Genomic DNA, 12,781 nt, shown 5'->3' with positions numbered 1-12,781 from the left:
CGCCCGCGAACTGCAGTTACTCCTCGCGGTCTGGACCGGCGCCTGCCCCACCTGTCACTGCAACACGCCACAACCCATACCGACCTGACCAAGCACTACTAGTGGTGCTGTGCGAGAAGGGGGCTGGATGCGCGGCGCTACATCCCAAGTCCTGGCGTTTACCGCCTCACAGCAGGGGATCTGCTAGACGAACGCCCCTGGTCGATCAGGAAGCCATGGCCAGCATGTTGGCTCTCGAACTCCGGGAGCCCCGTACCTGGGCAGCATTGAAGCACCGTGGCGTCCACGCTGCATGCGGTGCGGGAGTGAACTCGTCCCAGGGCCGCCCTGCACAACTTCTGCGGTCTGCAGGGCGGTTGCGCCACCTGTGTGATGGCCCCCGTAGCTGCAAGCTCGTCGAACGAATTCAGGATACGTGTCATCGTTCGCCAGCATCGCGGTGTTGTCGCCTGCGGAGAAGCCGTGTGTGGGCGAAGGGATCTGCGCGAGTTCTATCACCGCGTCAGCTGCCGCCATACCTCCTGCCTCCATGCAGGCAGCCAGGACTGGCCAGGCGATGCCTCGGCACGTGGGGTTCCTCTGGCCGGAGCCAGGGTTCTCGTCGGCATGTTCGTGCTTCGCGCTCGTATCCGGGCAAGAGGCTCTTGAAGGAGGCCCGCCCTCGGGTGCTGTCAAGGTGATCGAACAGCCGGTACAGCATGGGCAGCCTTTCGCTGGCCTCCTCAAGGCGCGCCCTGGTCTCCGGATAGGCGTGCAGAAGGGACAAGATAGCTCCGGCGGTCGCAAGCAGGAGCGACAGAGCGCTGTGCGTGCGCGCGGACGCCGGCGTCCAGGCCAGGGAGGTCCACAGCACGGCGTTGCTCGCGCAGCGCAGCCACGCGGTGGTGCGATGGAGGCTGTCGAGAGCACGCACCGCCGTCACCCAGCGCAGGTCCGCGCGCTTGTTCGAACCGTCCACCTGTCACCCCACAGTCTCGTCCTGCGATGACATTCATGATGGGCAGTCACGGGTGGTTCGGACAGCAATACATCGCACACGGTGCCGCGCTCGTACGCACCACCCCTGGATCGGGCTCCTAGGGTTTGTTTCGTTGAACTCCCGCCTGCTCTGCCCCGGACCTGTCAGTAGCCCTCGACCTGCCGGGCAAGGTCGCCGACCTCCTTTCATCGTGCGTCCACGCCCGCCCGTACGGTGGCCGGTTGGGGATCGGCCTGCCTGTCGTCCACTCGCGTTCCGGCTGCGGGAATCGCGGTGGCTGGCTCGTTCTGGATCTCGCTTCGATCCCAGACCCAAATACCGGCCGGATAGCCGACCTTGTGGCCCGGATGCTTGACTTCCCCGGTGACTGAAGGATCAGACGCGTTCGGCGACCTCGGTCGTCTGCGGCAGCCTGTCTCATCTGTGCTGACCTGTGTGGTGGTTGTTCGGGTCGGTGCGGAGTTTCGTCAGGGTGCGTCAGCACTTGAGGTCGGCGAAGCCATGCTCGGCGGGGGCGCGGGCGGAGGCGAGGACCTGGTTGGCGGTCTTCTGGGCGGGGGCTCACTCTGCCCGGCCTGTCCACGCGGCAATCTCGCCACGATGGCCAAGGCCGACGGCACCAGCTGCCCGCAGCTGATGCGCCACGTCCTGGAGATCACCTGCACCCAACCCACCTACGTGCCCTGAGCGGAAGACTGGCCGCATGCCGAACAGCGAGAACACCCACACATCCGTCATCCACCCCGTGCCGTACCACGCCCAGTGGGCCTCCCCGGAGCTGGTACCTGCGATCATCGGGCGCGAGATTTCCGCCGCCGAAGACCCGTTGTGGCCCGCGTACGGCGCGGACAGCCCGGAGACGTACGAGTGGTGGTCCTGGCGGCTGTGCGGCATCGCTTGCCTGCGCATGGCCCTCGACCACTGGCGGGACGAGGCCAAGGCACCCGCCGCTCCCAGCGCCATGGCCCTGGCTGAGGAGTGCCTGAAAGCAGGCGCCTACGTCAAGAGGGACGACGGCGGCCTCGACGGCCTCATCTACGCCCCCTTCGCCGACTACGTGCGGGATCGTTGGGGCCTGCACGCCGACGCACACCCAAACCTGCCCACCGCTGCCGTCCCCGAGCACCTCGCGGCGGGGCGGCTGGTGATCCTCTCCGTCCATCCCTCCATCCGCACCCTCGATCCGGAGCCGCCGCGCAAGGGCGGCCACCTGGTCCTCGCTGTCGGTACCACCTCGGACCACGTGGTGATCCACAATCCCTCCGGCTTCCCCGACACCTCCCAGCAGTTCCACAAGGTCCCGTGGGAGGACCTGGACCGCTTCTACGCCGGCCGCGGCGTCGTCCTCGGCCCGCCCCAGAGCTCAGACAGGGGGCAGCGGCCGGGGCAGCCGTACCATCGCGGTCCTCGGCACAGTGCGTAAGCCTGGGATCACAACCGCAGTGGCCGATCCGTGCGAGGAGCCCGGCGGCGGTCACCTGGACGGGTGCGTCACCCGGCTGAGGAGAGCAGCGCAACACATGGGCTCTGCCTTCAGCGGGTCGAGTGCGCTATTGCCTCTGGGCCAGTCGATGCATTCGTGCGGCAGGTCGGCGTGGCCGCAGTGGCGGTCGTACTTCTCGATACGGTGAACGCACAGCTCCGAACTCGATGCCGACCTCCACTGAAGAGATGCCTGGCTGGTGACTGCCAGTCGAGAGGGAACAGTTGTTGCGGCACGGCTTCGTCGTCCGGATCGACAGCCCGGGGGAGTCCCGTTGGAGGCCCCGCCGGCAGTGTGGGACGTTCACGGTCCGCCGGAGGGGCACGTGCTGGCGGCCCCGGACTGCGGGGTAGCCGGGGCGAGTTACCGCGGCCCCGGCCCCACCGGTATGCCGCGCCAGGGTTTGTCAGCCGTGACCAGCGAGCGTCGCGACGTCAACTGGCTCGGAGCGGCCGTCGGGCGCCTCGCCGCTCTTTGCCTCGCGACTTCACCTGGGGTGGAGGCCCGGCGGAGTACAAGGCGTTCTTCTTCGGACGGACCGGAGACGGCGTCAGCTCGGCCGGCCTGGGCGGTGGGAGCAGCGCTGTGGGTTCCCGTCGCGCAGGCCGTGCGGTGCGGGCGAGCTCTGCGGTGGCCTGCTCCAGCTGTTCGCGAGCGCGCTTCAACTCTTCCTCGATTCGCGCCAGCTCCTGCTGTGCCTGTGCCGCTGCTGGTCGAAGCTCACCCTTGCGGTAGGCGTTCGCTCGCTCCCAGGCGTCCTCCCAATCTTGGATCTGGATCTCCGGGACGTTTCCGCAGTGGCGGACGAAGTTGAGCAGCAGGTCCTTGGCTGGCATCCGTCCTTGAAGAACGGCGCCGACGGTGCTCTTCGGCAGCAGGCTCACCTTGTTTTCGACGTCGACGTATGCCTTCTCTTCCAGTTCCCGCAGCGTGGGGTTGCCGTTCTCCCGACGCATGTGGTTCATGGCGTGGATGAGCTGCCACGGCTCGGTGATGAACTGCGGCGGCACGACCACGACGCGCAGGCCTCCGTCGGTACGGCCGGCTGCGTACCGGTCGGCCCTGCCCCACAACCGCTTTGCTTCACGCTCATCGCCTCCGCACACCTGCGTGAACGCTTGTACCGTCTTCCACTTCGGCACCGTCTTGCCCTGAGCCGCCCTGTACAGGGTCGACTCGGAAAGCGACAGGCCCGTCTCGACAACGGTCTGCGCCATCTGGCGCCAGCACATCCTCGACCGCTGGCGCAGCGACTCAAGCCACTGCGCCAGCGTCTCAATGGGGTTGTGCTGTGCCAGGGCGCCGTGTGTGCGCCCCATCTAGCTCTCCCCTATCGCGCTCGGTGGGGAGAGAAGATGTTGACCAATCCGCGGACCAGTTCCTTGCCCATCAGCCCGCCTACGACGACGGCCGCGATGACCAGTTCCATGGCCATCCCAAACGCCAGCAGACCCGCGGTGATGAGAAGTACTACGAGGACCACAACCACGGCCGGGGCCGGCAGCACCTGGCTGCCGGCCCCGGCCGGGCCCTCGACGCACAACACGTGCGCGGGCGCGTTCTCCTTCAACTTGCTTGCCTCCTCGGCTCGTTGCCACTCGACGCTGAGGCCCTCGGAGCGTCATCCGCCTGTTTTGCAGAACTGGCGGACAGGGAACCTCAGCTCTACCTTCGAGCGCTCAACGAACACCGACAAGGCCGCGCTCCGGGCCGAGGCGGGAATTGCACGGCACGATCGCTCGATCGCGCACTGCTTGGTGACCGGTGACCTGCGGCGATGTTCCAGGGAGTGTTTCAACCGAGGTGGGACAGGATGAAACGCCGGACCGATCGGGCCTTGAGATCCGGCTGCTCGGGGAGCAAGGTGGATTTCACAACCGCAGCGCGGATGACGCAAGAGGTGTCATGGCCCAGGCCGTAACCAAAGCTTCGCGCGGCGTACGGCGACCGATGGGAGGAGGCAGGAATGAACACACCGACGCACACCATGTCGGGGGTGGATTATCCGCCTGCCCTCATCCCTCGGAAACTGGGCGGCCAGACGCGCCCGCCGACATGTGCCGACTCGGTGCTCCAGCCTTTCGGCAGGCATCCGGACCCGACGCGGGCCTTTGGGGCTCCACATCGCGGAGAGGTGACTGCGCCGGTTCACCGGCTCTCACTGTGGCCCCCGCATGCCCTCTGGAGGTCTCTGGGGAGGCGTATGGCCTCGCCATGCCCGCAGACGTGGCCTGGTAGCTTCGCGCACCGGCCCCCTGGCGGGTACGCGGGCCGGACGAGGGCTCCTCAACTCGGGCACACGGCTGCGCTCATCCACGGGCTCTTCGCGCCCTCGTATGCCCTCGGTACGTAGGCGGAGACGCCAGGAGATTCCTTTCTGCGGCTTCCCCGGCCGTTGCCACTCGACACAACAGGGGATCGGTCGTGCGCTGTTGCAGCGGTGAACGACCACGGGCGGGGCCTGAAACGTCGGGTCCCGCCCACATCACTTTGCCTGGCCGGGGCATGATTGCCCCCTTGCCCCCGGCGTGTGGTTAAGGCATGGCTGAGCGGGTGCGCTACGCGCTGCCCAGGAGGCCGGGGCGTCGGCCGCGGCTGGCCGCCGACGATGCGGCGGCCAGGGGGCAACAGCGCCCGCCCCGGCCCTGATCTGGGCTTCAGCGTCTAACGCGCTGGGGCCCCGCTCCTCGTCTGCGGCTCGGTCTCACCCTGCCCCGGTTCGGCCGTCAGCAGCGTCACCAACCGGTGCGGCTCAGCGGGTCCGGTAGCGCGCGTAGATCAGTCCGCTGGCGAAGGCACGCTCCTCGACCAACGAGAGATCGAGGCGCACGCCTTCGGGGAAGAACCGCTTGCCGCCACCGACCACGCTTGTGGTGATGAACAAGTGGTACTCGTCCACCAGGCCGGCCGCGATCGCCTGGGCCGCGAGGTTCGGGCCGTCGACGGTGAGGTCGTGATCAGCCTCCGCCTTCAGTTTGCGCACCGCGTCCGGGTCGAAGGTCCGCTCGATCCTGGTCTTCGTGCTGGACACCGACTCAAGCGTCGTGGAATACACGATCTTCTCCGCGGCCTGCCAGTCGCGGGCGAACTGCAGGATGTGCGGCGGCTGGTCGGGCTCGGTGTGCGCGGTCTCCCAGTAGACCATCGTCTCGTACATCCGTCGGCCGTAGAGGTACGTGCCGACTGGGCGGAAGAGGTCGTTGATGAAAGCGTGCACCTCCTGGTCGTCGGCCCCGGTGCCGAGGTCGCCCTCCGCCGCCTCGGCGTAGCCGTCGAGCGAGGTGATCATCGAGTAGATGAGCTTTGCCATGCGGCTCCTTCGGGTACGAGCGCGTCAGTCTGCCTACGGTCCTGCAGGCTGTGACCTCCGCACGGCCCGGAACTCATCGATCGGCTGGCCGGCCGGTTCCGCCAACCGTCAGATCTCGGACGAAGCGCACCTCGTATCGGCGGGTTGCCCGCGCAGTTCCGCGCCCTGGCCACCCGCTACGCGAAGCATCATCGCGGCCATCGCGTTGTGGCTGCGTACCGACTTACAGGACAAGCCCTACTCCAGGATGCGGAGTTCGACGTCGGGCTGGCAGTTGGTGCAGGCGGGCAGGCCGGAGGCCAGGAGTCGGCGGGCTTCGTCGCGGTCGATGGCGCGGCGGCGTTTGCCCAGGCGTAACAGTCGCCGGCGTGGACCTGGAGGGGCGGGTGCCCGGCGCCGATGCCGAGCTGGACAGTCCAGTCCGGCTTCGGGGGTTGGTGGAGTTCCTGGACCTGGTCACCGCCTGCCACTCCTTCGCCGCCGCGGCCGGCCGGACCGTTCCCGGCCCGCGCGACCGTACCAGGGCGCCGCGGTCGGGGACGCGCAGCTTCCGGCTGCGATCGTTGCGACACGCTCCGGCCAGCGCGTTGCGGCCCAGTGATGACAGGGGCATCGACGAAACTGGTCAACCTGCGGAGATTCGGTTCCGTTGCCCCTGACAGCGACCTGGGGTGACGGCAATAAGGACATGCCCGCACAGGCAGCAGGCTGACCGCGGGTACCGCTACGCCGGGCGGCGGGCCCTGTTGCACCTGGCACGTGGCCTCCCGCTGCAGGCCGATCTGCCCCTGGTCGCCCCCTGGCTTCCAGTCTCGGTCGCATACCTTCAAGTACGCGTCATGAGCGTCCTGATGAAACCCCGGCTCAAGTCCTCCCCGGCCGACTGCACCGCGGGCTCGGCGCCGGAGGCGGCCCGTGGCGGATCCCCGACGGTGCTCGGTGCCGCCCTGCTGGGCTTCTTCCTCATCTCCCTGGACGCGTTGATCGTCACCGTCGCCCTGCCCGACATCGGCCGCAGCCTCGGCGGCGGCATGTCCGGGCCAGGTGCCGGGCGGCTGGTGTCGCGTACCAGCGGGTGCAGCCGCGCGACCGGCAGCGCGTCCAGCCCGGCGGCGGAGTGCGACGTCAGCTTGGCGTTTCCTCCCGTTGCCCGTCATCGCTGGCTGTGGCGGGGATGGCGTTGTTGATGAGGACGGCGGCGATGGCGGCGGCGGTGGGAAAGGCGTCGGCGTTGAGGACCCGGGTGCGGGCCGCGGCGCCGTCGATGAGCAGCGCGAGCTGCTCGCCGAGCTGTTCAGGGTCGGCGGCGCCGGCTTCGCGGGCGGTGTCGGCGAGCCGCGCGGCGACGGCCTTCTTGTAGTCGCGTGCGTACTGGGACGCGGGGTGCTGGGGGTCGTGGAGTTCGACGGCGGCGGCGATGTAGGGGCACAGGGGGGTGGTGGGGGGCATGTCGAAGGCGGCGAGGAGCCGTTCGCGGGGCGTGAGGTCGGTGCGGTCGAACACACCGGACAGAACGGAGGGGTCGAACCGGCGCAGGTACTCGGCGACGAGTTCGTCCTTGCCGGTGAAGTGCTGGTAGGCCGTGCGCTTGGACACCTCGGCCGCCGCGCAAAGCTGGTCCATACCGGTGCGGTTGATGCCCTGCTCGCGGAACAGCTGCTGGGACGCGCTGAGGATGCGCTCGCGGGCGCCCCGGCCGCGGCGGCGGCCCGTGGGGCCCTTCTCCAACTCCGTCATGGGTCCATGGTACCCCAGCTGGGTAACGATCGGTGTACATAGTTTGCGTCCCGGTCGCCCGCCCCGTACCGTAAGCACACAGGGCGGTGTACATAACACCGTCGCCCCAGGTGCGCACGGCATCACCGACCCAAGGGAGCGACTATGGGAAAGCTCGACGGCAAGGTAGCGGTCATCACCGGCGCCACCACCGGCATGGCGCTGGCCGGTGCGAAGCTGTTCGTCGACGAGGGAGCGCACGTCTTCATCACCGGCCGCCGCCAGGAAGCCCTGGACGAGGCCGTGAAGCAGATCGGCCGCAACGTCACCGGCGTCCAGGGCGACGCCGCCGACCTGGACGACCTGGATCGCCTGTACGACACCGTCAAGCGGGAGAAGGGAAGCCTCGACGTGCTGTGGGCCAGCGCCGGCGGCGGTGAGCCCGCCCCACTCGGCGAGATCACCGAGGCCCAGTTCGACACCTGGTTCGGGCTCAACGCCCGCGGCACCCTGTTCACCGTCCAGAAGGCCCTCCCGCTCTTCAACGACGGCGGCTCCATCCTCATGACCGGATCCAACGCCTCTCTCGGCGCCTTCCCCGGCTGGAGCGTCTACGCCGGCAGCAAGGCCGTCCAGCAGGCCTGGGCCCGCGTCTGGCTCAACGAGCTCAAGGACCGCCGCATCCGCGTCAACGTCCTGACCCCCGGCCAGGTCGCCACCGCCAAGCAGGAAGAGCTCTTCGACGAGGCCACCAAGCGCCAGTTCGAGTCCCTCATCCCCCGCGGCCAGATGGGCCGCCCCGACGAAATCGCCACCGCCGCCCTCTTCCTTGCCTCCGACGACTCCAGCTACGTCAACGGCATGGAACTCGTCGCCGACGGCGGCACCACCGCCCTCTAGACCGGACAACCCACAACCAGGGCAGGACATCTCATGAGCAACATCAGCATCATCGGCACCGGGAACATGGCCCGCACCATCGGCGCGCGGGCGGTAGCGGGCGGCAACACTGTCGAGGTCTTGGGCCGCGATCAGTCCAAGGCCGCTGACCTGGCCAAGGCTCTCGGCGGCGGCGCCACGACGGGAGAATGGGGCACCGCCCCGGCCGGGGACATCGTCATCGTGGCGCTGTTGTACGACGGTGTCGTGCCGGCCGTCGCCCAGTACGGAGACGCTCTCGCGGGCAAGGTCATCGTCGACATCAGCAATCCCTTCAATTCCACGTTCGACGGGCTGGCCCACCGCGAGGAGACCTCGATCGCGCAGGAAGTCGCCAGGGCGGCCCCGCCCGGCGCCAGTGTGGTGAAGGCGTTCAACACCGTCTTCCGTCATGTCCTGGAGAAGGGCCGGCCCGACGTCTTCATCGCTGGCGATAATGCGCAGGCCAAGGCAAGTGTGGAGGCGTTCATCGAGAGCCTCGGGCTGCGCCCGCTGGACGTCGGCGGCCTGAAAATGGCGCATTGGCTGGAAGGAGCGGGCGTGGTCACGGTGGGCCTCGCCAACCACGGAGCGGGGAACTTGGACTTCGCCCTCAGCATCACCGAACTTCCCGTCTGAGCAAGCGGTTGACGGATCACCGAAAGGACTCCCGGTGACAGGCGCTGCAAACTCCCGCCGTACCGGCGCGCACTCGTCGCGCTGGTGTACCTGCACCGCCACGTCACCCTCGCCCGGATCGCGGCCGGCTTCGGGATATCCGTCGGCACTGCCACGCCTGCGTCACCACCGTCACGGGCCTGCTCGCCGACCGGGCCCCGCGCCTGCTGAAGACGCTGCGCGAGCACCATCCCGAGTTCTTCCTTCTGGACGGCACCCTCGCTGAGTGGGACCGCATCGGCGGTAGCCGCGCGATCGACAGGGGGAGAAAGTCATGCCAGCTCCAGAGGCCGGGAGCCCCATTGCGGGGCCACGAAGAAGGTAATGGGGGGGACGGCGCCCCTACAACGCAGGGTGTAGCCCCGGCCGCGCCGTACGGTCACGCCCTGGTCGAGTGCAGCCCGCTCGGCGTCGTCCAGGGCAGCGGTGCGGAGGAAGTCGGCGACCTTGCCCGGCATGTGGAGCACGACCGGCAGCTCCGGGGCCAGGGTGTCCGTGGCGGCGGCCGTGTGCTCGGGCAGGAGGTAGGCGACGGCCGTGCGGATGGCGCCGCGGCTGACGCCGTGCTCGCGGGCGAGGGCCGCGATGGACCGGCCCTCCAGGTACGCGGTGCGTACGGCTCGGGTCTTCTCGGCCGGGACGGCGGGGCGGCGCCCGCCCTTGTTGCCCTTCGCCTCGGCGGCCCGCAGTCCGTCGTACGTCAGCTCCCGCTGGAGGTCGCGCTGGAGCTCGCCGGCGGCGGCGAGGTTCTGCACCATGAACTTCACGGTGGACAGCAGTTCTCCGGTGCGCGGGTGGCGGGCGTGAGGTCCATGGCGGAGAACGCGCCGTCGTGGATGCGCAGGGCGAGCCGGTCGCGGTGGAGGATGTCGAGCACGTCGAGGATGTGCCCGGTGCCGCGGACGGGGCGGAACATCTCGGCGATGTGCACGGTGTCACCCGGCCGGGCGTACGCCAGCAGCTCGCCGAACTTCGGCCGCTGGAGCGGGTGGAGACGGCTGGAGGTTTCGGCTTGCTCCTCGAAGACGACCGGGTCCTGGATCCGGGCCTCTTCGAGGATGAGGTTCTGCGGGGCGGTCGACTGCTGGTCGATGGAGACCCGCTTGTAGACCAGGGTCGCCACTCGTGGGTCCCTTCCGTACGGAGGAACGGAGCCTATCTGTCGTCAAACCCTGTCATCAATCGCCATCGGATCCGATTGGATCGGCGCCGTCTCGGCGCCCTGGAATGTCCGGGTTCACTGGACGGTCACGGCGCCTGTCATCAAACGATCATCTGCCGACACTCGGGACCGTGATCACGAACCCGCAGGTGGGCAGTGTCGGCAACCCGCGTCGGGAACAACGTCGAAGTACGGTCCTTCGGGTAGTTTCCGACGATGCTCATCGGTTACTGCCGCATATCTCTTCTAACCGTCATGAATCCGTGAAAACTACCAGCGGGTTACTTTTCCCTGGAGTCTAGGCTAGGGCTCCGGGCCGACGAGGCGTGGCTGCTGGTAATCGAGGCTGTCGCCGAGCGGTAGACGTGCCACGCTGGGGTCAGACGGCCTCAGTTGGGGGCTTGTCAGACCTCGTCCCTACACTCCGGACGCATGACTGCACTTGCTCTCTCCAGCCAGCTCCCTACGGAGCGGCGCCTCTGGGACCTCGACCTTGTCACCGTCGACGGTCGTCTCCTCGTCGTCTGCGCCGTCGAGCCTTGGGCGTACACCTGGGAGCCGTCCGAGGACCGATGGACGCAGTACCGGCTGGACATGCCGTACCGCCCCGACGACTTCCGCGCGATGGTCGGGCACCTCCCGACCAGCAATGACAAGGACGCCACGCTGTTCACCAGCGTCTGCGCTGCCGTCGTGGACGGTCGGATCGTGGTCGGTGGGGCCGAGTACCGAGAGTCCTTCGCGCAGTGGGATCTGGCCAGCGCAGCTGTCCGCGTGCACGCGAGTCTCAACCACGGCGGTACGGGGAAAGTAGCGACGGCGTGGCTGAACGGGCGACCGTTCTTCATCAGCTGTAGCGACCGTACATACATGTGGGATGCGGCACGTACAGACACCAACGGTGGCCCGAACGTCGAACCAGCCGTGCTCTACGGAAACCGGGACACCGTCGCCGGGATCGCCGCCGGCACGCTGAACGGCCGCCCGGTCGTGATCTTCGGCTGCTACGACGACACAGTGGTGGTTTGGGACGTCGACACCCAGAGCGTCGTCAGAGAGTTCCCCTGTCCCATACCCGTGGCGGATGTCGGTCTGGCGACGGTGGACGGCCGCACCCTGATGGTGGCGGCCGGCGGGAGCCAGGTGATCCTGGGGGACCCCGACAGCGGGGCATGGGAGTGGGAAGGGCCGATCGACGAGGATTCGATCGGGTTTGACAACGAGTTCGACGACGAGGACGAAGAAGAGAAAGAGGGCTCTATTTCCTGCATGGATCTCAGCGTCGTGGGCGGCCGTCCGGTCGCGGTGACCGGTTCGGAGGACGGTCAGGTGTGCGTGTGGTCGCTGACGGAGCGCCGCCTCGTCCATGGGCCGTTCAACGAACACCACGGCGAGGAAGTCGTCGGCGTCCGCGTCGCCAATCTGGACGGTCGCACGGTCGCCATCACGGCGGGGCAGGACGGCCGGGTACTCGTGTGGGACCTCGAACGGAGCTGACGTCGAGCCCTGTGGCTCCTGGGCGCTGCCTCCCGAACTGCTAACGAAACGCTGCTGTGCGACGTGAACAGAGCCGCCCGTTCGACTGTGCGGGCGCGCGGCGCGACTACTCGTCCTCGCCGTTGTCGGTCTCGTCGCCGGTGTGCGGGTCGTTCAGCTGCCGCAGCCCAGGCGCGGCTGGTCGGGTGAAGGTGTAGCGGCCGAGGAAGTTGATGTGGTCGTACTGGAGCGGGGAGAGCCGGGCGAGTAGTTCGTCGGTGACGGGGAAGCCGTCGGCGGCGAGCTGCTTGACGGCGGCGTCGATGTAGAGGCTGTTGAACAGCACCACAGCGTTCAGGGCCAAGCCGAGGGCACCGAGCTGGTCCTCCATCCCTTCGCGGTAGTGCTGGCGCAGTTCGCCGCGCTGTCCGAAGAAGATCCGACGGGCGAGGCGGTGGCGGGACTCGGTGACGTTGCGCTGGGCACCGATCATGCGCCGGTATCCCTCGTCGGAGACGAAAGCTGGAGCAGGTGCAGGGTCTTGAAGATCCGCCCGTAGTGGGCAAACGCGTCGCCGAGGCCGGTCGGCTTGCCGTCGCGGGAGAGCATGTGGATCAGGTCGTGACCGCGGACCTCGCCGAGGGTGGGGGAGCCGGTCACGCGGAGCATGTCGCCCCAGTGGGCGGGCATCGGAGATGCCGGCGATCCGCGGGGAGAGCTGGTACCCGCAGATCGCGAAGAGGCCGAAGACGATGTCGACTCTTAGAACTCCTATCAAAATGACATGGTCGCCGGACACAGCCCGGGATGAAGGGTGCTTGGCACGTGCACTCGTGGCGCTCCAGCGGGCCGCCATCGTCTCTATTGGTACTGGCGTGACTGCTGGATCAGCTGTGTGCCGTCAGGATCCAGGCCGTTATAGGTCGGTCCAGCCGTGTTCCAAATACTCATGGCTGTCTATCGAGATGGGCATCCCGGGTGCGGGAAACGCGGCAGGCACGTCGAGGAAGAGTTCGTCGTCCCTGGACTGGGCCAACGGAGCCAGGAGCGGCGGCAGGA

General features: G+C 68.0%; 15 protein-coding genes and 2 pseudogenes. 8 read left to right on the top strand and 9 right to left on the bottom strand.

The window, feature by feature from the left end:
* Positions 1 to 1,402 precede the first annotated feature (1,402 nt).
* Together IE262_RS38920 and IE262_RS38915 are read left to right on the top strand one after the other, a co-directional pair.
* A complete protein-coding gene (locus IE262_RS38920; RefSeq protein WP_189880355.1) occupies positions 1,403 to 1,666 on the top strand; it encodes a hypothetical protein in 264 nt (87 codons plus the stop codon).
* A 16-nt stretch (positions 1,667 to 1,682) separates the two neighbouring features.
* Complete coding sequence (locus IE262_RS38915) at positions 1,683 to 2,402, top strand: C39 family peptidase (RefSeq protein ID WP_189880353.1); 720 nt, start codon at positions 1,683 to 1,685, stop codon at positions 2,400 to 2,402.
* A 494-nt stretch (positions 2,403 to 2,896) separates the two neighbouring features.
* Here IE262_RS38915 and IE262_RS38910 read toward each other — a convergent pair whose 3' ends face one another.
* From IE262_RS38910 to IE262_RS40085, 4 genes are all read right to left on the bottom strand, one after another.
* The gene (locus IE262_RS38910; RefSeq protein ID WP_189880351.1) at positions 2,897 to 3,781 is read right to left on the bottom strand and encodes a hypothetical protein; all 885 of its coding nucleotides are present in this window, start codon (positions 3,779 to 3,781) and stop codon (positions 2,897 to 2,899) included.
* Positions 3,782 to 3,792: 11 nt separating this feature from the next.
* On the bottom strand, positions 3,793 to 4,032 hold the full coding sequence (locus IE262_RS38905) for a hypothetical protein (protein WP_189880349.1): 240 nt from the start codon (positions 4,030 to 4,032) through the stop codon (positions 3,793 to 3,795).
* 1,182 nt (positions 4,033 to 5,214) lie between these two features.
* A complete protein-coding gene (locus IE262_RS38900; RefSeq protein WP_189880347.1) occupies positions 5,215 to 5,772 on the bottom strand; it encodes a dihydrofolate reductase family protein in 558 nt (185 codons plus the stop codon).
* 237 nt (positions 5,773 to 6,009) lie between these two features.
* The gene (locus IE262_RS40085) at positions 6,010 to 6,075 is read right to left on the bottom strand and encodes a hypothetical protein (RefSeq protein ID WP_229877988.1); all 66 of its coding nucleotides are present in this window, start codon (positions 6,073 to 6,075) and stop codon (positions 6,010 to 6,012) included.
* A gap of 134 nt (positions 6,076 to 6,209) precedes the next feature.
* Here IE262_RS40085 and IE262_RS40080 point away from each other — a divergent pair.
* Together IE262_RS40080 and IE262_RS40680 are read left to right on the top strand one after the other, a co-directional pair.
* Positions 6,210 to 6,293 (top strand): annotated as a pseudogene (locus IE262_RS40080) (DUF6192 family protein); the annotation flags it as partial.
* 318 nt (positions 6,294 to 6,611) lie between these two features.
* Complete coding sequence (locus tag IE262_RS40680) at positions 6,612 to 6,959, top strand: hypothetical protein (RefSeq protein ID WP_189880357.1); 348 nt, start codon at positions 6,612 to 6,614, stop codon at positions 6,957 to 6,959.
* On the opposite strand, the gene IE262_RS38890 is transcribed toward IE262_RS40680, so the two are convergent.
* Positions 6,898 to 7,509: a TetR/AcrR family transcriptional regulator gene (locus tag IE262_RS38890; protein WP_189880345.1), complete on the bottom strand. Its 612-nt coding sequence runs from the start codon at positions 7,507 to 7,509 to the stop codon at positions 6,898 to 6,900. The two genes, IE262_RS40680 and IE262_RS38890, sit on opposite strands and share 62 nt — an antisense overlap.
* Positions 7,510 to 7,653: 144 nt before the next feature.
* On the opposite strand from IE262_RS38890, the gene IE262_RS38885 reads away from it, so the two are divergent.
* The 3 genes and pseudogenes from IE262_RS38885 to IE262_RS38875 all read left to right on the top strand — a co-directional run.
* Positions 7,654 to 8,388 carry an SDR family NAD(P)-dependent oxidoreductase gene (locus IE262_RS38885; RefSeq protein WP_189880343.1) on the top strand — a complete coding sequence of 245 codons (735 nt, stop codon included), beginning with the start codon at positions 7,654 to 7,656 and terminating at the stop codon, positions 8,386 to 8,388.
* A gap of 33 nt (positions 8,389 to 8,421) precedes the next feature.
* Entirely contained in the window at positions 8,422 to 9,045 is a 624-nt protein-coding gene (locus IE262_RS38880) for an NADPH-dependent F420 reductase (RefSeq protein WP_134042546.1), read from the top strand.
* A 33-nt stretch (positions 9,046 to 9,078) separates the two neighbouring features.
* Positions 9,079 to 9,338: pseudogene (locus IE262_RS38875) on the top strand (helix-turn-helix domain-containing protein); the annotation flags it as partial.
* Between the two features lie 18 nt (positions 9,339 to 9,356).
* Here IE262_RS38875 and IE262_RS40070 read toward each other — a convergent pair.
* Positions 9,357 to 9,842 carry a resolvase gene (locus IE262_RS40070; RefSeq protein WP_229877986.1) on the bottom strand — a complete coding sequence of 162 codons (486 nt, stop codon included), beginning with the start codon at positions 9,840 to 9,842 and terminating at the stop codon, positions 9,357 to 9,359.
* 5 nt (positions 9,843 to 9,847) lie between these two features.
* On the bottom strand, positions 9,848 to 10,207 hold the full coding sequence (locus tag IE262_RS40065) for a recombinase family protein (protein ID WP_229877983.1): 360 nt from the start codon (positions 10,205 to 10,207) through the stop codon (positions 9,848 to 9,850).
* A gap of 471 nt (positions 10,208 to 10,678) precedes the next feature.
* Between IE262_RS40065 and IE262_RS38865 the strand changes: the two genes are divergently transcribed.
* Positions 10,679 to 11,743 carry a WD40 repeat domain-containing protein gene (locus IE262_RS38865; RefSeq protein ID WP_189880341.1) on the top strand — a complete coding sequence of 355 codons (1,065 nt, stop codon included), beginning with the start codon at positions 10,679 to 10,681 and terminating at the stop codon, positions 11,741 to 11,743.
* A 106-nt stretch (positions 11,744 to 11,849) separates the two neighbouring features.
* On the opposite strand, the gene IE262_RS38860 is transcribed toward IE262_RS38865, so the two are convergent.
* The gene (locus tag IE262_RS38860; RefSeq protein WP_189880339.1) at positions 11,850 to 12,215 is read right to left on the bottom strand and encodes a Tn3 family transposase; all 366 of its coding nucleotides are present in this window, start codon (positions 12,213 to 12,215) and stop codon (positions 11,850 to 11,852) included.
* Positions 12,212 to 12,412: a Tn3 family transposase gene (locus IE262_RS40315; RefSeq protein ID WP_189880337.1), complete on the bottom strand. Its 201-nt coding sequence runs from the start codon at positions 12,410 to 12,412 to the stop codon at positions 12,212 to 12,214. The genes IE262_RS38860 and IE262_RS40315 overlap by 4 nt, the downstream gene beginning before the upstream one ends.
* Positions 12,413 to 12,781: the final 369 nt, after the last annotated feature.

Origin of the sequence: Streptomyces bluensis, from assembly GCF_014650715.1 — a bacterium.
GTDB lineage: Bacteria > Actinomycetota > Actinomycetes > Streptomycetales > Streptomycetaceae > Streptomyces > Streptomyces bluensis.
The sequence above is the reverse complement of the archived record's forward strand: the minus strand, read 5'-3'. Positions and strand labels throughout refer to the sequence as shown.